This is a genomic window from Marinobacterium marinum, assembly GCF_013868415.1.
GTDB lineage: Bacteria > Pseudomonadota > Gammaproteobacteria > Pseudomonadales > Balneatricaceae > Marinobacterium > Marinobacterium marinum.
This window is the reverse complement of record NZ_JACEMT010000031.1, coordinates 1-19676: the sequence shown is the minus strand read 5'-3', so window position 1 is coordinate 19676 and position 19676 is coordinate 1. Positions and strand designations below refer to the sequence as shown.

Sequence of the window (19676 nt, the reverse complement as noted above, 5' to 3'; positions counted from 1 at the left end):
TTTCTGATGCAAAATTCTAACCATGTTGTCCTTGATGTTAAGGATCTGGGCAAGGTATTCTCGCCATCTTCAAATCACTTCTCAGGTCTTTTGGAACAACTGTTGCCAAATTGTTTCAAAAAAAGTGATGAAGGATTCGTCGCACTTGATACGATAAGTTTTGAAGTTAGAAGGGGGGAGACGGTTGGTATTATTGGGCGGAATGGTTCAGGAAAATCAACACTCCTTCAAATAATATGTGGGACGATAACTCCAACATCTGGATCTATATATAAGGAAGGTCGTATTGCCGCTTTGCTTGAGTTAGGAGCTGGTTTTAATCCCGAATATACAGGTCGCGAGAATGTAAAAATTAATGCATCTATTTACGGGCTTACAAAGCGTGAAATAGATTCAAAGATGCAGTCCATCATTGATTTTTCAGAAATCGGTGATTTTATAGATCAACCGGTTAAACACTATTCAAGTGGTATGTTTGTACGACTGGCTTTTTCGGTTATCGTCCATGTTGATGCAGATGTATTAATCATAGATGAAGCCCTTGCTGTAGGGGATATCCTTTTTTCACAAAAATGTATCCGATTTTTAAAAGAATTCAGGCAGCGCGGCTCAATTTTATTTGTGAGCCATGACTCAGGTGCCATCAGTCAGTTGTGTGACCGAGTTCTCTGGATTGATTCTGGTATTCAAAAAGGGCTGGGCGATACTGCGACAGTTTTGGATCAATATCTGGAATTTCTCTATTCGACGCAGCAGGAAACGCAGCCTGTTCAGCTAGGGCCTTTGGATGAATCCAAACGGGAAATGCCAGCCTTATTCAACCACGAGCCTTGGTATGATGCCCGGAAAGATGTTATAGAAACAAGCAACTTATCTAACCATATTGAAATTTGTAAGTTTGAGGCGCAGGGACAGAACTTCGGTGATGGGGCTGTCAGTATATTTGATGCTTTTATACGTGATGCCAATGGCCGGAAATTAATAGGTGTCACTGGTGGGAGCCAGGTTGCTATTTGCTTTTCGTTTTTCGCTCATCAGGATATCGAATCTGTTATTGTCGGATTTTTGATAAAAGATCGCTGTGGACAGGTTATTATTGGAGATAATAACTGCATTATCCACCATGAAAACCCACCCAGTGTTGAGAAAGGTAAGCGATATGAGGCTCGCTTTGGTATAACCTTGCCTTATTTGGCAGTCAGTGAGTATACGATTTCTATTTCGGTTGCTTCAGGTAATCAGGCCGATCATGTGCAACACTGCTGGAATCATAATGCAATCATTTTTTATGTTGAGAAAGGTCCTGTAGCGCACGGTATTTTTGGTGTTCCTCTCGAATTTTGTAGCCTTGAGTTGATTGAAGATGAATCAGTTTAATATAAAGCAACATTTTGACTTGTTAAAGATATTGACTGTTCGAGAGGTTTCGGCTCGTTATCAGGGGTCAGTCCTGGGGCTTATATGGGTCATAATTAATCCTGTTTTATTGATGCTTGTTTACTATTTTTTCTTCAAGCTTGTATTTCAAGTGAAATTTGAAAACCGTTATGGTGCTGAACCATTGGACTTTGTGGCCTTTGTTTTTACAGGTTTGATTGTTTATTTTGCTTTTTCTGAAATATTATCCAAAGCACCTTCGTTGATTCATGAAAATGTTAATTTGGTTAAAAAGGTTGTTTTTCCACTTGATGTAATCCCATTGGTTTCTGTTTTTTCTGCCTGTTTTAATTTTATGGTTTCTTTTTCAATATTGATTATCTATCAGGTTTGTTTTGGAACGGGAATTGGCTGGAATATTGTTTTTGTTTTTTGTTTATTGCCCGCATTTATTTTGTTTATGTCAGGCTGCTCTTTTTTTGTAAGTGCCGTTTCGGTTTATGTTCGTGACGTTTCCTATATTGTTGGATTTTTGGTAACAGCCATGATGTTCCTGAGTCCTGTTTTCTACTCTATGGATACACTGCCTTCAGACTTTCAGGTGATCGTTGCTTTAAACCCCTTAACACATTTTATTGAGTTCATGCGTTTCATTGTTAACAGCCGATCGGTTCCTCCCGGTGAGCTTTTTGCCATGATGTATGGGGCAGGGATAGTGTCGTTCCTGGCAGGAGGCTGGGTTTTCAAGCGCTTGAGGAACGGGTTTGCTGATATCTTATGAGCATGCAGAGAGTTGATATTGTACTTCCGGTCTACAAAGAAGCTGTCCTGACGAAAGCCTGTATTGATTCGGTGCTATCCCATCTGGATGTTGAACGCGTCAATCGGTTAATCATCGTGGATGATGCCTCTCCCGAACCGGGGCTGTCCGCCATGTTGTCCGACTATGCCGAGCAGCATACATGTATCCAGCTGTTGGTGAATGAGACGAACTTGGGTTTTGTCCAGTCAGTCAACAGGGGAATGGCTGTTGGCAGCGGGGATGTCGTGTTGTTGAACAGCGATACTCGGGTCCCTCCAGGTTGGCTGGAACGTTTGCAGCGTGCGGCTTATACGGATGCGAATGTTGCGACGGTGACGCCTTTCTCCAATAATGCCTCGATTTGCTCCTATCCGTATTTCTGCGAAAGTGCAGAGTTGCCCGAGGGGTTGGATCTGGAGCAGATGGATGGTTTCTTTGCCTCGGTCAATCAGGGCCTTGTGGTCGATCTTCCGACCGGAGTCGGGTTCTGCATGTATATCCGGCGGGACTGCCTCGATACGATCGGTCTGTTCGATGCGGAACGCTATGGCAAGGGGTACGGCGAAGAGAACGATTTTTCTCGTCGTGCCGCCGCCGCGGGGTACCGTAATCTGCTATGTGGCGAGCTCTTCGTGTACCATCAGGGCGGAGCCAGTTTCGGCGACCAACGTCGTGCGCTGATGGCGCGTGCAGAGACATTGCTTGCCGAACGTTATCCTGAATATCCTCGGGTGGTGGCTGACTTTATCCGGCAGGACCCATTGAAAGCCTTGCGCAGATCCGTTTCAGTTGCCCGCCTGGGTAGCTCTGACCAACATTCTGTTGTTCTGGCCGAGTATGATCGGCAATTGGAGTATCAGGAAGTTGCGCTGGAGCAAGCGCGGCATCAAGTGCTTGATACCGAGCGTATTTATACAGCCGAACTCAATGAGCATAAGAATGCGCTTTCAATGTATGAAAAGCGATGCGCCGAGTATGATAGTCGATGCGCCGAGTATGACCGGCTATTGGATGAGGTGCGGCACAGTTTTACCCGTACGGATGAGGCACTGCAACAGGCGCAGCGGAACTCGTTACAATTACAGAGCGACCTGGTGGCTTGTCATCAGCAACTTGAGCAGCTTCAAAGCAGTTGGCCCTTCAAGTTACAACGTTTCATAAGAAAATTTTGGAAATTCCATGACTGACAATTTGCATGTTTACACGAGTATAACGTCGAACTACCTGCCGAAAGCGCGTGTACTTGCACACTCGGTTAAGGCCGTAATGCCTGAAGCCACCTTCGATCTGTTATTGTCCGATGACTTGCCGGCAGGCTTTTCGCTGGATGATGAGCCTTTTGATAATGTGATTTATGCCGACTCCCTGCCTGTGGATAATATGACGGGCTGGCTGTTCGGGCATACGGTCGTTGAGTTGTGCACAGCCGTAAAGGGCTTTGGTGCCGAAGCCATTTTTGAGCGCTTCAATGCGGATAAAGTCATTTATTTTGACCCCGATATGGCGGTTTTTTCGCGTTTGGACGAGTTGTGCCGGGAGCTGGATTCGGCCAGTGTCATTTTGACACCGCACCAGACCGAACCTGAAACCAGCATTGAAGCGATCATGGATAATGAGATGGCCAGCCTGATTTATGGTGTCTTTAACCTTGGTTTCGTTGGCATCCGCAACAGCGAGGAAGGCCGTCGATTCAGCCGTTGGTGGACCAGTCGTCTGCATACCTTCTGCCATGATGATCTGGTGCGAGGTCTGTTTACGGATCAGCGCTGGGTGAATCTGGCCCCTTGTTTTTTTGATGACCTTAAAGTACTGCGTTCACCAGCCTTCAACGTGGCGACCTGGAATATCTCAACCCGTCAGGTGGACGGCACGTTTGAGGACGGTTTTACGGTCAATGGCGAGCCTCTTGGATTTTATCATTTCTCGGGTTTCGACAGTGGTGACCAGGAAAAAATGCTCAACAAATATGCCAGCGGCAACAAGGCGCTCTTTGCGCTGAGAAACTGGTATATAGAGCAATGTCAGGGATATGGACAGGAGCAACTGGGCAAGTTGCCGTACAAGTATGCGCACTATGATGACGGTACGCCGATCAGCAAGAATGCACGTCTCCTGTACCGCTCCCGGATTGACCTGCAACAGGCCTTTCCTGATCCCTTTTCTACTCAGGATAAGGGAGGGTACAAGCAGTGGTATGAGGCAAACTGTCCGGACAACCCGCTTGAATTTACCTCAATTCAGATAAGCCCCAGTGCGCCAGTCAGCAAGGTGATAGGTGATATGGGCGCTTATTTTGATTACCTTTCGTGTAGTCCCAAGGCGGGGGCAGCCTGGCGCCGAATGGCGCTGAAGGGCGTTGCAACGGTCTTTCGTTTTGTCGCACGGCGGTGATTGAGTGCTGGCTGTTGTTGTTATTGCGGACGTTGCCGGACGCCTGAGCGAGTGCCTGACCGCGCTGGGATTGGAGCGGTTTCAGAATGTTGAACTGCATCTCTTGCTGGCCTCCGAACTTTCGGCTGCTGATGAGGCCGGGGTACAGGCTTGTGAGGCGGTAACGCTGCACCGACTGGGCAGCGCACCGGACGTTGCTCTGGCGGCGTTGCGGGATAACTATTGGTCATGCTTGCTGGAATATGTGAATCAGCATGTTCCGAATCGGCAGGAGTATCTATTTGTACCTGCCAGTGCCGGATTACCGCCGCATTTTATGCGGCGGTTGTTGAGTATCAAGCGAGAATCGGCAGCGAATATTCTACTGCCTCTTTCCGTCCGGCACCCGTTTACCAGTGCGTTTTTGTCGTCCGATCATCAACCGGGGCTGGATGTGCAGGCGATGGACCAGTGGCTCAGCAGCTATGCCAGTGGACAGCTGATGGATGTACCGGTGCTGGCGGGCCATGTCGCGGTGATGGATGCTGAGGTGGTCAGCGCATATCGAGAAGCGAATTCGGTTGCTGTGGATCAGGTACTGCAGGACAAGGGTGTGGGCATGGTCCTGACGGACCGTCTCTATGTGGATGATGCGGACTGGCCGCCGCAGCGGGCTCCTGCCGGGCTGCCTGCAACCTGGGAACAGCTGCTCGTGCGGCGCCATCCATTTACCGGGTTGCGCCATGCCTTGACCGATTTAAGCCGTCGCTGTCAGCAACCCGAGGCCACTTCTGTCGTTAACCAGCCGGTGCGTTTACATATCAGCCATAATTGGGGAGGGGGGCTGGGCCGCTGGGTCGAGGATTTTGCCGCTGCCGATACGGGGGTGCGTAATCTGGTCTTGCGTCCTATTGGCGACTGGGATGCCTTTGGCTACAAGCTGGCGTTGTTCGAGTCACCTACCAGTGATGTGCCGATTCGTGAATGGTCCTTGAACCTGCCCATACTGTCTACTCTGGTGACGCATGTTCAGTACCGTTCGATCATGGACGAGATTATTCAGCACTGGTGTCCCGATACCGTTATCGTCTCATCAGTCATTGGGCATTCGCTGGATTGTTTACGAACGGCGGTGCCGACATTGTATGTTTGGCATGATTTCTATCCGGTGTGTCCATTTATCACGGCGACCTTCGAGCACCCCTGTACGAGCTGCAACAGCACCCGGTTAAAGCAGTGTTGGAAGGAAAATCCGTCTGAGCGTTTTTTCCTGCATGAAGGGGTTGAGCACTGGGCTCGTCTTCGTCATCACTTCGCCGCTTTGTTGAACGAAGGCGAAATTATCCAGATTGCGCCCAGTGTATCGGTTGTAGACAGGGTTCATTCGCTCTTTCCCCGCATGCACGAGCCCATTCATGTGATCGAGCATGGTCTTGGCCAAGACTTGCTGGCCTCACTGGCTCCGATTGCCCAAATAGACGATGTGCGGCCTGCCGGTGAAAAGTTGACCATCGTTATTCTGGGCAGCCTGGAAGCCCATAAGGGAGGGGGGCTGCTGAAAGTCGTTTGGCGAGAGCTGATCGAACATTATCATGTGGTGTTGCTGGGTTGCGGCACCAGCGGTGCGTCTTTTCAGTCTTCGCCTTCCGTGACGGTCGTGGAGCGCTATGAACGCGCGCAGCTGGGAGAGCTGCTGCGCCAGTTCAGTCCTGATCTGGGTTTGTTGCTGTCACAGGTTCCCGAGACTTTCAGCTATACACTAAGCGAACTCTGGGCCGCCGGTTTGCCTGTTGTAGCCACCGATGTTGGCGCTTTCGCCGATCGGATCAAAGAGGGTGAAAACGGTTGGCTGATTGCCAAGGATGGGGCCGACATGCTGGCTACTTTAGCCAGTATTGATGCTGACCGACAGACTTTACTCAAGATAAGAGAAGACGTCTCAAGATCACTCCGAAAAAATAGTGTAAGTATGCTGTTAGAATACAGGGCTTTTTTCCCTGATATTAATTTGTCAGAAATTTACTTTCCACTATCTAGAGAAAATGAAGATGCTGATGGCCTTTCTTTTCAAGGATCTCTCATTGTGAGAAGTGGAAGTTCATACTTGGATGTTTTAAAAGATTTTTGTAAGTTTACAAATAATAAACTAAGAGCTAGTAAAAAGGTTCCTAGAATAATCAGAAGCTTTTTTAAAAATATATGAACCATAAAATGGTACACTGCGGATAGTGTTCATTTTTATGTGTCAATCCCTCTGGGAGCATGGGCTGAGCGAGAGCTTTAGCGGCCTGCTACGCCAGCGCGAATTCAACTCCGAAGTGCGACACCCGCCTATGCAGCCTGAAGGTATTCTTGGAACACCATTTCGGGCTGCCTGAATCCGAGGCATTTACGCGGCCTCAGGTTTAACCTCTTCTCTGCCCACCGCACATCTTCATCCGTAATCAGCCTCAGATCCGTACCCTTCGGGATGAACTGCCGCAGCAGCCCATTGAAGTTCTCGTTCAGTCCGCGTTCCCATGAGGAGTACGGGTGAGCAAAGTAGAACTCCGCCCCCAGCGCTTCCGCTATGGCCTTGTGTTCGACGAACTCGCTGCCGTTGTCCGCCGTGATTGTATGCACATGGTCGGCATAGGGCATGAGCATATCGATGATCGCATCCCGCACATCCGTAGCCCGCTTGGCGTCGACCCTGCGGACCAGATACAGGCGACTCTTGCGCTCCGCCAACGTGACCAACGCACCGCTACCATGCCTGCCCAGAACGGTATCGACCTCCCAGTCACCAAAGCGCCCCCGCGTGTCCACGATGGCCGGACGATCGTCGATCGAAATCGGCTCCGGGATGACCGCACGCTTGCTGTTGCTGCCCTTGCGGTACCGTTTGTGTCCTTGGCGCAATGTCTTGTAGAGCTTGCCGCCACGGGCCTTCTCGGCAGCGACATGACGGTATATCCACTCATGGCTCACCGGCAGACCAATGAGCTTGCCGATACCGCTGACCTGTTCCGGACTCCAGTGCCAGGACAACGCCAGCTCCACATACATGACGGTTTGCTCCGGCACTCTGTATTTGCGTGCCATGACTCGACGTGAGCGGCTTCTGGCATGCGCCTCCTCAGGCTCATACACCCCGTCATGACTGTTACGCTTCATCTCCCGGTAGACTGTGGAGCGATGAACTTCAACTACAGTAGCGATCGCTGCCGGCGAATATCCCTGCGTAAGGAGAGCCGATATCTGGTATCGTTTCCCCTCGGTCAACTGCTGATAACTCATGGTGATACTTACTTTGACTTTGGCGAGCTGAAGCGTACCACCTTCGGCAGTTGGCCACCTCTCGCCGTTCAACCATGAGTGTCGCACTTATTATCTGAATTCCCGAGTACCTTCCGAAAGCTACGGATCTGCGGAAAATCACTGACGAGGGTGTCCGCAAGGCAGAAAAAAAGTTAAATATCAGGCTTCGGAAATGCCTCGGGTTCAGTTAGCCTGAAATTGTATTTTCATGAATACCTTCAGGATGTCGCAATTCGGAGTTGAATTCGCGACATCCTTAGTATCTACAGCTAACTTATAATTTTTCTCATTGGTTTTATTAAGCTTATTAGAATAACGGTAAATAATGAAATTATTAGAACTAAAATAAAAGTTTCCAATAATGAAAATATATGTCCGTTATTCTCCATAGATGAAATTTTGAAACCAAATTTCCCGGTGTAAAGTAAATGGATAACGAAAACATGGATACCATATATTCCTAATGAATATCGACTTATAATTATTATAGGGTATTTTATCCATTTTGTATCAATTTTGATACGGCTCATTATAAAAAAAGCACATATTGACATGATTATAATGTTTGGTGATGTATAAGAATAGTAGTCTTGTACTAGAGTTCCTGCTTCGAATGAAAGTTGATATGTTCTTACGAATGTAACAAAAAATAAAATAAAAAATATGAAAGCTGATGCTTTATATGTCCATTTTTTGATTTTATTAAGATTTCCAATGTAATGACCTGCAAGCATGTATCCTGCAAACGTAGAAACAGGAGAAAACTCGAAGTAATTATCTACAGGTAAAAATAAAAATAATTCTTTTAAAAAACAAAGAAAGATGAAATATATGGTTAATTTTCTTTCTATAATAGCGCGCATGAATGGTATAGTTATATACAATATCAACATATCATAAAAAAACCAAAGGTGATATTGGGCAGGAGTTTTTAATAGCCCCATATAATTATAATTTAAATAATATTCGATACCGTATTCATATGCTGAATAACTGATGTAGAAGAAAGACCAAAATATCATAGGGAGCAGTATTCGATTATTGGCTCGCTTTATGGATTTTATTATGTCTATATCTTTATTGAGAAGTAAAAATCCTGATATCATGAAAAATAAAGGAACAGAAATTCTTGCAATTGAGTCCAAAGCATTAGCCCATAACCAGCTACTGGTTTCAACTTCTTTTAAGCTAACTACAACAGGGGCACTTATGTGAATAATAATTACAAGTAGTATGGCTACTGCTCGAGTAAAATCGGGCCAAAATATTCTGTTTTTATCCATGGGGGCTTATTATCGTTCCTTTTGGAATATTAAAATTAATAAACAATTTTTCTATATAAAAAGCCTGTGCGACACTCACTATCGCACAGGCTTTTTTTATCCAGAGATGGTATGCCTATAGCAGGAGAGGTCCGAGATCCAGTTCCAGTTCATCGGGTATGTCCTCTGGTTCGTCGGCCAGGGTAATCTCTTTAAACATCAGTGACTGAACGGTTTCCAGTACAGCGCTTTCCGTCCAGGGTTTGGTGAGGTAAGCCGAGACGCCAGCGGCCTTGGCTTCGCCACGGTGCTTGTGGGTCGATCGTGAAGTGATCATCAATACCGGGATGTCGCTGAACTGGGGGCTGTTGCTGATAATGGCAGCCAGTTCCATACCGGTCATGCGCGGCATTTCCAGGTCGGTCAGTATCAATTCGGGAGGATCCGCTCGAACCTTGTCCAGTGCATCCAGACCGTCAATAGCGGTTGACACCTGATAGCCACTGTCGCGGAGCAATGTCGCCAGAGTCTTGCGGGCGCTGAGCGAGTCATCTACCACCAGCAGATGTGGCAGGCGTCGCTCAAGCGTCGGTTCCAGGACTTCGTAGGCCGAGGCCAGCAGGGAGGCGCGGTCAAGGATACGTGTCTGGAGGTCGATGATCGGGGCGACGTCACCATTGGACAGGATGGTGACGCCGGGCACCCCGGCAATATCGGGCAGGTGTTCACTCAGGGACTTGAAGACCAGTTCACGATGCGCGATAACGTCCTGCACCAGAACGGCCGCTTTACGGTCGTGGTCAAGGGTCACGATCAGTACAGGATGAATACGGTTGCGATGGTGGTATTCCTTGACGGGGTCGCCGATCAGGCTTTCCAGCATATAGGCGGGGTATTCACCTTCGGACGTAGTAAAAGTCAGGCCGTTTTCGGTTTGATGTAATTCACCATCAAGCGAAAGCAGGCTTTGCTCAATGGTGTGGCTGGACAGGGCAAAAATGCGTTGGCTGCTGGAGCGTACCAGCAGGGTGTGGACCAGCAGTGAGGAGGCAGGCATCGACAGTTCGAAGCGGGTGCCGTGTCCCGGTGTCGAGTCGATGTTTAACGACCCTTGCATACGGGCAACCTGTTGGTAGACCACATCCATGCCGATGCCACGGCCCGAGAGTTGACTGATTTCATCACGGGTCGAGAAACCGGGTACCAGAATCAAACGCTGGATATCACGTTCGTTCAGTTCGGCGTCGGAGTTGATCAGCCCCTTGCGCTCGGCAATTTCGCGTACGCGCTTCAGGTTGATGCCGGCACCGTCATCTTCGCAGCTGACATGCACCTTGCCATTGTGTTGAGCAAAACGAATGGTCAGTACACCGGTTTCATCCTTGCCGGCTTCGAAGCGGAGGTGCGGCGTTTCCAAACCGTGATCGACGGCATTACGGATAATATGCATCAAGGGATCGGCCAGCTGATTCAGGATCTGGCTATCCATCATGACGTCTTCACCTTCAATGACCAAGCGCGCGGACTTGCCGGCAGCACTGCTGGCCTGACGCATGATACGCTGCATGCGGGAGCTGAGAGTCTTGACCGCAACCTGACGCGTATGCAGAACGTTCTCCAGCGATTCCTTCTGCAGGTTGCTCTGGCGCACATGAAGCTCGGCCAGCTGGCGCATCTGGTGCTCTGCTTCGTAATCCACTTCACGCACGTCGGCTACGGCTTCCTGCAGCTGAGACAGGGTGGTATGCATGCTGTTATAGCGGTCCATTTCCAGAGGATCAAAGCCGCTATCGCCTTCCTGCAAGGGGTTGGTCAGGGTGAAATGGTCCTGCAGCTGCTGTTCCAACTCGAACAGGACCTTCTGCAAGGAGCGCTGTCGTTCACGGTTGGAGCGGCTGAGGCTTCGCAGCTGGGTCAACGTATCATCCAGCTGCGCATTCAGCGTGCTGGATTCGCCGGCAATGCGGAACAGGTTGTCCAGAATGCCTACTGATACGCGCAGGTGGGCGTGTTCCTTGTCTCCCTCCTGTCCGGTTCCCGTTGTTGACCTGTTGACCGCAGGCTTGTTCTCGACGGCCGGTACTGCCGTTGGTGGCGGTGCGGTTCGTTCGTTTTCCGTCAGTGTTTCGGCGGCACATTCCACGCCTTCCGTGCGCAGACGGTAAAACCAGGTCATCATCTGCTGCAGTCGGTATTGAGCGTTGTCCGGTGCTCCACCCGCTTCGGTGATGCTTTCGCTCATTTGAGCCAGGCAGTCCGAGGCGCCGGTCAGATCATGGGTCAGCTTGCTACCGGGAAAGGTTTTGGCATCGGTCAGTACCTCGAGAATGTCCTCAAGGTGGTGGGTCAGGTTCGCCAGCCCCTTGATACCGGCCATGTTGGCCAGGCCCTTGATTGTGTGGGCCGAGCGCTGCGCACTGAGCAGAGCGTCTGCTTCATGATCGACAACGACAGCCTGCAGGTGCTGCTGGAATTCTTCGACGAGAATGGGCAGTTCGTCATACAGCATTTCCATCAGCTGGGGGTCGATTTCATCGCTGACAGTGAGGTCGATATCATCCGGTGTTGCCGTTTCGCACTCGATGTCATCAGGCGACTGGATGCTGGCCAGTGCCAGCAGTCCCGAGATGAAGGCTCCTTGCTGTGAATCGGCCCGGATCGGCAGCAGGTCATCACTGATCATATCGATCAGGTCTTCACGAATGCCCTTGTCGGCCAGTGCTTCAAGGTGTTGATGTACGGCCTGCAGGCAGCCGGCAAAATGCAGGCACTGATCATCATGGAAACATTCGGGATGTTGCTGGAACCAGGCCAGGTTACGGGTAAGCCCGGTGAGCAATAGATGCAGCCCGTGTAAATTGATGGTTGTACAGGCTCGAGACAGAGGTGTCAGGGCGTCCTGGCTGGCGTCCAGCAGGGCATCTGCCCGGCTGGCATCAACATGTTCCCACTGTTCTTGCAGGGCCTGCAGAGAATCGATCAGCATGGTGACAATGCCGGGGTCCACGGAAGGGCCGGGGGTTTCGAGCAAGGCCATGTCGATATCACAGAAGGAGGGCTTTGCCTCGGCTTCCGGGAGTGATGAGGGTTCGAGTACGACTGAGCTTTCTGGTGTATCCGTGTGATTATCTGCGTCGAACAGCTCATTCAGCAGTTCACGCTGATCCGCAATGTCCGCGGCGTCGAGAGGTTCAGGCCAGCTGTCCATGCCGAGCAGATCGATTACCGCTGCGGCGGTTTCGCGTGAAGGCTGCTTGATCAGGTCGAGAATCAGAGCTTCGGCCTGCCCGATTACGGGTAGACTGAGGTCGTCACAGGTGTCGATCAGCTCCGTGACGAGCATGACCAGGTCGGCCGGGAGCGGGTTATCCGATTCGAACAGGGGAGCAGCCAGGGCCTGCAGGTGTTCGGCCAGTGCTGCAGGTGTGTCCGGAGTTTCCGTGTGGATATCATCGCTATCGGCGGGTTCCGACTCGATAATCAGATCGTCCAGATCCAGCAGGGGAGCTTCATCCGGGAGGCTTGTATCCTGCACGGTCTCATCGATGGAGCGATGGGGAGTCCCCTCAGACTCTGACAGGGTAATGAACATCGTGTCGTCAGTCAGCGCCGGCTGCTGTTGCCAGTCTGCCAGCAGTAACTCAGGAAGGGATTCCAGGTCTTCGTATTCGAGAGGCGACTGCCAATGAGCGCTGCTCAGAGCGGCCAGTACGCTGGCTACCCGCTCTTCAGAAGGCGGTTGCTGTGCCGGATTCGGTAACAGGGCTACAAGCGCCAGCAGCTGTTGCTGCTGGTCGTCAGTCAAAGGCTGCTCCGGCGCTTCCGCCTCCAGTACCTCTCCAATCAGAGTCAGGAGGTCCGAGCTGCCTGAGCAGTCCGCTTCAAAGCAGGCGTCAGCCAATGATGGCAGCTGTTCCAGCAGTTGTACGGGCTGAATATCGTCGCTGCCCGTCAGTAAGCTTTCCAGTGTGGAAAGCAGGACAGCCATCCCTGAGCATTGCGCCATATCGGTCGTCACGCCTTACTCCGCATGTTGCAGTTTAAATACGCTGATGGAGCGCTGAAGCTCATCGGCAGCGCCCACCAGGCGTTCGGACAACTGCTTCTGCTGCAGCATCTCGGTGTTGGTTGCCTGGGTAAACTCATTGATACTGCCAGCGCGCTGACGCAGGTTCTGGGCCAATTTGGCCTGACCGGTAGCGCTCTGGGCGATACGGATAACGGACTCAACCAGCGACTGTGTTGTATTCCGTGTCTCTTCCATACGCTCACCGGCCTGCTCGGCCAGGCGCGTGCCGACGACTACGTCTTCGATTACCGTGTTGATAACGTGGATGGTATCGGCGGTTTCAAGCTGGATGTTGTTGACCAGGCTTTCAATCTCGGAGGTTGCTTCACGCGAGTTTTCTGCCAAGCGCTGTACTTCGTCTACCACCACCATCAGACCACGTCCGGCTTCACCGGCGGATGCCGCGTGCATACTGGCGTTCAGTGACAGGATATGAGTACGTTCTGAAATGTTGTTGATCAGGTTGATGATTCCGCCGATTTCCTGCGAACGTTCACCCAAACGCTTGATACGCTTTTCCGCTTCGTGGATGGTCTGGCGTATCTTGTTGATACTGTCGATGGTTGCCGATACCGATTCCTTGGCGTTCTCGGAGGTGTTGATCGCCTTCTGAGAAGCACTGTTGGTGACGGCAGCCAGCTTGGCAATCAACTGCATGGCATGGATAGCCGAGTCCAGACCTTCCAGCGTTTCGGTGATTTCTTCCTGCTCTTTGGTTGCCTGCAGCAGTACGGCTTCGGACTGGGTCTTAACCTGGATGGATGTGCTGTTGACCTCGTTACTGACCGCACTTACTTCACGCAGTACGTTTTCAATCGAGTTAGTCAACTGGTTGATGGAGTCGGCAACTGCACCGGTGATGTCTTCAGCAACAGGCACGCGAACGGTCAGATCTCGCTGACTGATTTTGAAAACGCTTTGGATCAGTTCGATGATGGAGGCGTTGAGTTTCTTGTTCTCGGCTGCCTGCTTGGCCAGGGCTTCCTCTTTTTCATCCAGCAGGGTATCGAGTACCGTTGCCATCTGCCCCAACTCATCCTTGGTTTCCAGGCGGGTGCGGGCTTCGGTGTCACCGGCACGAACTGCATCAACAGTGTCCTGAATACGCTGGACGGGGTCCAGTACGCCGTACTTGGTGATCGCCAGTGCAATTGCCAGCGCCAAGCCCAGAATCACCAGAGAGGCGAAAAAGAGCTTGATCATCTGGGTCATGGCGGCCGTACGTGCCTGACTGTCCTGGTCCGCATAGACATTGACCAGTAGCTGCAAGTTGGTGTTGACCTCACGTAAGTCGGTCAGCAGGGTGTTGAATGTTTGCTGTATCAGTGCCGCCTGGAGTGTCGGGGCTGCGCCTTGAGTGCGAATATCGTTCAGTCGTGCGATCTTATCAGCCAGACCCAGTGCATCCAGGCGTTGCTGGATATTATGGCGGTCTTCGTCACTGCGCAGGCGCTGCAGCAGCGACTTCAGACCGCTATTGAAGCTGTCAGTGGCTTGAACAAATGTGGCCAGATTTGCATCATTGGGCGACAGGCGAGCCTCGGTCAGAGCCTGTTGGGCATCAACCAGCAGAAAATCGAGGCGAGAGGTGTCCTCGGCCAGTAGTCGGGTCTGGCGGCTGACCGCCTGAGACTGCTCATCGATTACGATGGTTTGATAGTAGGCGATGGCGATTGCGATGATGCCTGCGATCAGAAGCACACCGGAGATCGCGAACTTGATCCCCATTCGTATGTTCTGCAGTTCCCAGAAAAGAGGCATGTCTAATTCCTTTCAGCAAATATGGACGACTAAGGTGTTATTCGAACAGCGCAGCCGGTTGATAAAAAGTTGTCTTTAGTTTGCTCAGCAAGGCCCGGTGATCCAGTTCGATCCAGCTCTTGTCCTGGGCATGATATGCCGTGCCCAGGAATGGCTGTAGTGGCCGCGGGTGGGCATCGTAGTTGAGGTCATTCTGTTCGATCTGTTCGGGGTCGGTGACAACGCTCGGTATCTGGGTGAGCAGAAACCCGGCCGTATGTGGCTGTCGATCCAGTAATAAAACCCAATACAGCCCTTTCTGGTCGGTGCGCTGCTGGTGTGCCATGTAGGGCAAATCGTACACAGGTACCGTATGGCCGCGATGATTGATAAAGCCGGCAAACCAGGGCGGACTGTCCGGTAACTGGCAGATTTGGCTCTTTGACGCCAGCTCGGAGAAGATCCCGGAGGTCAGCAGGTAGTACTGACCGTCGAGCTCAAAGCCGTGTCTGATTTCATCGAAGCGCGGCCCTTCTTCTTCCATAGGGCTGGAAGCAGGCAGGTCAGAGCTGTCGGGCTGGATCAGGTCATCCATTCGTGCATTGCTCCCTAGCTGAATGCCTGAACCTGGTCCAGAATTTCCTGGTCCGTATAGGGCTTGGCAACAATGGCACTGGCACCTTGCAGTTGTGCCCATACCCGGTCGGCATCTTCATGCTTACTGGAAACGATAACAACGGGTATACCCTTGGTATTGGCGCCGCTGGTAATCTGACGGCAGGCTGAAAAGCCATCGACTTCCGGCATCACAATATCCATGAAAATCAGATCGGGCTTCTCTTGTTCGGCCAGATTGATACCCTGTTGACCGTTGGAGCCGACGATGATTTCTGCTCCGGTCTGCTGAAGAACCTCACGCAGGCGCTGCTGCTGTACCGGATCATCCTCTACGATCAAAATTTTGTTGACTGCCATGTGTATATATCCAGTATTTTCTTTTGGTTGATCCAGTTTATTTCTTGAATTCACTGACCCAGCGGGACACGCGTTTAATGACTTTCTGGAATTCGACGTGATCGATGGGTTTGGTCAGATAAGTGGATGATCCTGCCATTATCCCCTTTACTTCGTCCAGAGGCGATGTTTTCGACGAAAGCATGATAATGGGGGTTTTTTTCAATCCCGGCATTTGACGCAGGCGCGTGCAGGTTTCAAATCCGTCGATGCCCGGCATCATGATATCGAGGAAAATAAAGTCGTATTGGTGACGCTCGGCCTTTTCCAATGCGGTTTCGCCGTCATCAGCAAAGTCGATTTCAACGGGCTGGTCCATCTGCTGAAGCTCTTTGGCCAGCATCTGCTGCATGGGATGGCTGTCATCTACCACCAGAACCGAGTAACAGGCCTGGTTTGGCTGTTCAGCCTGCTCGGCCTGTTGTTGGCGCACCGCCTCGATTTGAGCATCATACTTGCTGAACGGATTGTCCTGTTCAGCTGTTGCCGTGGCGACTTCTGTTGCGAATGCCAGCTCCAGAGTCTCTTCCGCAGGCTCCTGCAGTGCTTCTACTACAGCTGATTCAACCGTTTCCATATCAGCCGGTTGCTCGAGCAGATCGGTGCCGGCCTCATCTGCCGGAGGCATTTCCTCTGCTATTGACAGGGGCTCATAGGCTTCCAGCGTTCGCAACACGCGTGATGAGATGAAAGGGAGTTTGATATGTGCCTGTTCGTTAGTCTCTGGCTTCCTCTTGTTGACCAGCACCAACCGTTCCCGGTGTGACTCGGGGAGTGTGGTGATCTCGGTCTGGTCTGTTAAGGCGTCACCAAAAACCAACAGGACATCAGGCAAGGCCTCGGCATCAAAATCGACGAGCGACAGTGTCTTACTTTTGGAAAGTGTCAGAATTTTTTCCAGCTTCTTGAGCTGATCTTCCGGGAAACCGAGAGTCCCAATCTTCATGCGTCTTCCCTGTTCAGTAGGTCCAAACGGCTAGCTCCGTGGACGAGGGTAGGAATGGATGCATATTCAAGCACGTAAATAATGCAATTCGGTTACGGTTTTAGACCATTCGTCTTATTATGACAATAGCATGACGTTATAAAAAACCACTCTAACACTAAGTGTATGGTTTTGGGTACGGATTTGGTGTGTTCTCTGAAACGGATGTTCTTAAAAAGATGGTGTGCGAGCGGGTAGATCAGGCTGAGCGCTGATGCTCTGCATGTAAGCGCCCTTAAATCAGCACCTTTTTTCCAGCCACTGACCGCCGCACACTGATTCCATCGTCACCTACGCGAGGAATCCAGCATGAACTCAGCCGAGCGCACACACTACTGGCAACAGCACATTGAACACTGGCGTGATACCGGGCTATCCGGTGCTGCTTTCTGCAAACAGCAGTCACTGTCCTATCACCAGTTTGTCTATTGGCGCCGCAAGCTCGAAGGTACAGATGATGCGACCGATACCGAGCGTACACCAACATCCGGCTTTGCTCGCGTCACCCAGGTGGCCGCTTCACCGCTATCGGATGATCTGACCCTGAAGCTTCCCGGCGGCATGGCCATTACAGGGCTGCATGCCGGTAATGTCGACCTGCTCGGCGCGATCCTGAGGCAGCTCTGATGAAACCGCGGTATCTTCGTCCCTCTCGGTCCATGCCCGAGATCTATCTGTACCGTGAGCCCATTGATTTTCGCAAGCAGGCCAATGGTCTGGCGGTGCTGATTGAACAGGAGTTGGGACAGAACCCCTTCACCGGTGCGCTGTATGCCTTCACCAACCGACAGCGTAACAAGATCAAGTGCCTGATGTGGGAGGACAACGGCTTTATCCTCTATTACAAGGCGCTGGCCGAAGAGAAATTCAAGTGGCCGAGCCCGGCTGATGAGCTCATGCCGTTGACCGGCGAGCAGATCAACTGGCTGCTCGATGGCTATGATATCAGCCTGCTGCAAGGCCATAAAACCTTGCAGTATGAGGCCGTTGGATAGCCGGTTTTGGGTGCTTCAACTGGCTGTTTTTGATATAATTTTGCCCATGAAAACACAGCCCGAAACCACCTCAAAGACGCCTGATATCAGCAGTTTATCGACCGCTGACTTGCTGTCGATGGTGGCCGGGCTGCAGCAGCAACTGGCCTCGAAAGAGGATGAGCTTGAACGGCAAAACCAAGTGCTTGAGCAGCGGGATCAGGCCGTCAAAGCGCGTGACCGGCAACTCCAGCAGCGCGAGCAATACATCCTGTTGCTGGAAGAGATGCTGCGCTTGCAACGCATCCAGCGGTTCGCGGCCAGCAGTGAGAAAACGGCCCACCAGATCCACCTCTTCGATGAGTCCGAACTGGAAGCCGAGATCGATCAGCTGCGGGATCAGCTCCCGGACGATATTGAAGCCGCTGAAGGTGATACCCCTGCTGTCACGCCTGCACCCAAGCGCCGTCAGCGCGGCTTCTCCGATCACCTGCTGCGTGAGCGTATCGAGCTGCAGCTGAGTGATGAAGAGAAGGCCGGGGCGGTCAAAACCTTCTTCACCAAGGTCAAGGAAGAGCTGGACTATATCCCCGCCCAGCTCAAAGTACTGGAATACTGGCAGGAAAAAGCGGTGTTCGAGGAGAACGGCGACGAGCGTATCCTGGCCGCGGCTCGCCCGACACACCCGCTGGGCAAATGCATCGCCACCCCGGCCCTGCTGGCCTACCTGATCACCTCCAAATATGCCGATGGTCTGCCGTTGTATCGGCAAGAGCAGATGTTCAAGCGTCTGGGCCATGAGCTGTGCCGCACCCGCATGGCGCACTGGATCATCCGTCTGGATGAGGTGTTCAAACCCCTGATCAACCTGATGCGGGAAGCGCAGAACAGTGCGGCCTACCTGCAGGCTGACGAAACCCGGATCCAGGTACTCAAAGAGGATGGCAAAGCCGCCCAATCCGATAAATGGATGTGGGTGACCCGTGGCGGACCACCGGGCCAACCTTCCGTCCTGTTCGCCTATGATCCCTCTCGAAGTGGAGCGGTGCCCGTGCGCCTGCTTGATGACTTCAAGGGTGTGCTGCAGGCGGATGGTTACTCCGGTTATGCGCCGATCTGTTCAGCCAATGAGCTGACCCGTATCGGCTGCTGGGATCACGCCCGCCGTAAGTTTATCGAAGCGACCAAAGGGGCCAAGCCGGCGGGTAAAGGCAAACAGACCAAGCTGTCCAAAGCGGATGTGGCACTTGGCCACATCAACAAGCTGTATGCCATCGAGCGTCAGATCAAGGACCTGAACCCTAACGAACGCTACCGGATCCGTCAGGAGCTGAGCCTCCCCAAACTGGAAGTGTTCAAGTCTTGGCTGGATGCGAACGTGGGGCGTGTGATGAAAGGCGGGCTAACTCGCAAAGCGATGGAATACACCCTGAACCAGTGGCCCACCCTGATCGGCTACTGTAAGCGGGGTGACCTGCATATCAGCAACGTACTGGCCGAGAATGCCATCCGCCCGTTCGCCGTGGGGCGCAAGGCCTGGTTGTTCGCGGATACTCCGCAGGGCGCTCACGCCAGTGCCACCTGTTACTCCCTGATCGAAACGGCCAAAGCCAACGACCTGGAACCCTCGGCGTACATCCGGCATGTGCTGGAGCGCATCGCCGATGCTGACACCCTGGAAAAGCTGGAGCGACTGCTGCCCTGGAATGTTGAGCTGGAACGTACTTCAAAAAAAGTGGCGCAGTACAGTTAAGGGCAAGTGGGTCGTTTTAACGGCGGATAC

Annotated in this window: 15 protein-coding genes and 1 pseudogene; 9 read left to right on the top strand and 7 right to left on the bottom strand. The window is 51.7% G+C overall.

Going from position 1 to position 19676, the window contains the following annotated elements; all coding sequences use genetic code 11:
• Nucleotides 1-6: 6 nt before the first annotated feature.
• The 5 genes from H1S06_RS01270 to H1S06_RS01250 all read left to right on the top strand — a co-directional run bounded on the left by H1S06_RS01270 (nt 7) and on the right by H1S06_RS01250 (nt 6752).
• The gene (locus H1S06_RS01270; protein WP_181736463.1) at nt 7-1377 is read left to right on the top strand and encodes an ABC transporter ATP-binding protein; all 1371 of its coding nucleotides are present in this window, start codon (nt 7-9) and stop codon (nt 1375-1377) included.
• Complete coding sequence (locus H1S06_RS01265; RefSeq protein WP_181736462.1) at nt 1364-2158, top strand: ABC transporter permease; 795 nt, start codon at nt 1364-1366, stop codon at nt 2156-2158. Before H1S06_RS01270 ends, H1S06_RS01265 begins: the two co-directional genes overlap by 14 nt.
• On the top strand, nt 2155-3366 hold the full coding sequence (locus H1S06_RS01260; protein WP_181736461.1) for a glycosyltransferase: 1212 nt from the start codon (nt 2155-2157) through the stop codon (nt 3364-3366). Before H1S06_RS01265 ends, H1S06_RS01260 begins: the two co-directional genes overlap by 4 nt.
• Before the next feature lie 79 nt (nt 3367-3445).
• The gene (locus H1S06_RS01255; protein WP_181736460.1) at nt 3446-4570 is read left to right on the top strand and encodes a glycosyl transferase; all 1125 of its coding nucleotides are present in this window, start codon (nt 3446-3448) and stop codon (nt 4568-4570) included.
• Between the two features lie 4 nt (nt 4571-4574).
• On the top strand, nt 4575-6752 hold the full coding sequence (locus H1S06_RS01250) for a glycosyltransferase family 4 protein (protein WP_181736459.1): 2178 nt from the start codon (nt 4575-4577) through the stop codon (nt 6750-6752).
• Nucleotides 6753-6880: 128 nt separating this feature from the next.
• Here H1S06_RS01250 and H1S06_RS01245 read toward each other — a convergent pair whose 3' ends face one another.
• Nucleotides 6881-7828, bottom strand: a complete 948-nt coding sequence (locus H1S06_RS01245) for an IS30 family transposase (protein WP_181736458.1) — start codon at nt 7826-7828, stop codon at nt 6881-6883.
• Between the two features lie 104 nt (nt 7829-7932).
• On the opposite strand from H1S06_RS01245, the pseudogene H1S06_RS15770 reads away from it, so the two are divergent.
• Nucleotides 7933-8040, top strand: a pseudogene (locus tag H1S06_RS15770) (IS30 family transposase); the annotation flags it as partial.
• Nucleotides 8041-8118: 78 nt separating this feature from the next.
• Here the strand turns inward: H1S06_RS15770 and H1S06_RS01240 are convergent.
• The 6 genes from H1S06_RS01240 to H1S06_RS01215 all read right to left on the bottom strand — a co-directional run bounded on the left by H1S06_RS01240 (nt 8119) and on the right by H1S06_RS01215 (nt 16880).
• Nucleotides 8119-9132 carry an acyltransferase gene (locus tag H1S06_RS01240; RefSeq protein WP_181736457.1) on the bottom strand — a complete coding sequence of 338 codons (1014 nt, stop codon included), beginning with the start codon at nt 9130-9132 and terminating at the stop codon, nt 8119-8121.
• Nucleotides 9133-9247: 115 nt separating this feature from the next.
• Nucleotides 9248-13129: a hybrid sensor histidine kinase/response regulator gene (locus tag H1S06_RS15675; protein WP_328515291.1), complete on the bottom strand. Its 3882-nt coding sequence runs from the start codon at nt 13127-13129 to the stop codon at nt 9248-9250.
• A 3-nt stretch (nt 13130-13132) separates the two neighbouring features.
• Nucleotides 13133-14941, bottom strand: a complete 1809-nt coding sequence (locus tag H1S06_RS01230) for a methyl-accepting chemotaxis protein (RefSeq protein WP_181736456.1) — start codon at nt 14939-14941, stop codon at nt 13133-13135.
• 37 nt (nt 14942-14978) lie between these two features.
• Entirely contained in the window at nt 14979-15515 is a 537-nt protein-coding gene (locus H1S06_RS01225) for a chemotaxis protein CheW (protein WP_181736455.1), read from the bottom strand.
• A gap of 14 nt (nt 15516-15529) precedes the next feature.
• Nucleotides 15530-15895: a response regulator gene (locus H1S06_RS01220; RefSeq protein ID WP_181736454.1), complete on the bottom strand. Its 366-nt coding sequence runs from the start codon at nt 15893-15895 to the stop codon at nt 15530-15532.
• Between the two features lie 37 nt (nt 15896-15932).
• Nucleotides 15933-16880, bottom strand: coding sequence for a response regulator (locus tag H1S06_RS01215; RefSeq protein ID WP_255482855.1), 948 nt, complete (start codon nt 16878-16880; stop codon nt 15933-15935).
• Between the two features lie 348 nt (nt 16881-17228).
• Here H1S06_RS01215 and tnpA point away from each other — a divergent pair, with 348 nt between their 5' ends.
• Genes tnpA through tnpC form a run of 3 tightly spaced genes read left to right on the top strand, consistent with a single transcriptional unit; the run spans nt 17229 to nt 19646 of the window.
• Nucleotides 17229-17546 carry an IS66 family insertion sequence element accessory protein TnpA gene (gene tnpA / locus H1S06_RS01210; RefSeq protein ID WP_181736330.1) on the top strand — a complete coding sequence of 106 codons (318 nt, stop codon included), beginning with the start codon at nt 17229-17231 and terminating at the stop codon, nt 17544-17546.
• Entirely contained in the window at nt 17546-17914 is a 369-nt protein-coding gene (gene tnpB, locus H1S06_RS01205; protein ID WP_181736331.1) for an IS66 family insertion sequence element accessory protein TnpB, read from the top strand. The genes tnpA and tnpB overlap by 1 nt, the downstream gene beginning before the upstream one ends.
• 46 nt (nt 17915-17960) lie before the next feature.
• A complete protein-coding gene (gene tnpC / locus H1S06_RS01200) occupies nt 17961-19646 on the top strand; it encodes an IS66 family transposase (RefSeq protein WP_181736332.1) in 1686 nt (561 codons plus the stop codon).
• The last annotated feature ends 30 nt before the right edge of the window (nt 19647-19676 follow it).

Excerpts from the sequence above, each read along its gene's own strand:
- H1S06_RS01270 (WP_181736463.1), top strand. The coding sequence starts at position 7 with ATGCAAAATTCTAACCATGTTGTCCTTGATGTTAAGGATCTGGGCAAG.
- H1S06_RS01265 (WP_181736462.1), top strand. The coding sequence starts at position 1,364 with ATGAATCAGTTTAATATAAAGCAACATTTTGACTTGTTAAAGATATTG.
- H1S06_RS01260 (WP_181736461.1), top strand. The coding sequence starts at position 2,155 with ATGAGCATGCAGAGAGTTGATATTGTACTTCCGGTCTACAAAGAAGCT.
- H1S06_RS01255 (WP_181736460.1), top strand. The coding sequence starts at position 3,446 with ATGCCTGAAGCCACCTTCGATCTGTTATTGTCCGATGACTTGCCGGCA.
- H1S06_RS01245 (WP_181736458.1), bottom strand. The coding sequence starts at position 7,828 with ATGAGTTATCAGCAGTTGACCGAGGGGAAACGATACCAGATATCGGCT.
- H1S06_RS01240 (WP_181736457.1), bottom strand. The coding sequence starts at position 9,132 with ATGGATAAAAACAGAATATTTTGGCCCGATTTTACTCGAGCAGTAGCC.
- H1S06_RS01230 (WP_181736456.1), bottom strand. The coding sequence starts at position 14,941 with ATGCCTCTTTTCTGGGAACTGCAGAACATACGAATGGGGATCAAGTTC.
- H1S06_RS01225 (WP_181736455.1), bottom strand. The coding sequence starts at position 15,515 with ATGGATGACCTGATCCAGCCCGACAGCTCTGACCTGCCTGCTTCCAGC.
- H1S06_RS01220 (WP_181736454.1), bottom strand. The coding sequence starts at position 15,895 with ATGGCAGTCAACAAAATTTTGATCGTAGAGGATGATCCGGTACAGCAG.
- H1S06_RS01215 (WP_255482855.1), bottom strand. The coding sequence starts at position 16,880 with ATGAAGATTGGGACTCTCGGTTTCCCGGAAGATCAGCTCAAGAAGCTG.
- tnpA (WP_181736330.1), top strand. The coding sequence starts at position 17,229 with ATGAACTCAGCCGAGCGCACACACTACTGGCAACAGCACATTGAACAC.
- tnpB (WP_181736331.1), top strand. The coding sequence starts at position 17,546 with ATGAAACCGCGGTATCTTCGTCCCTCTCGGTCCATGCCCGAGATCTAT.
- tnpC (WP_181736332.1), top strand. The coding sequence starts at position 17,961 with ATGAAAACACAGCCCGAAACCACCTCAAAGACGCCTGATATCAGCAGT.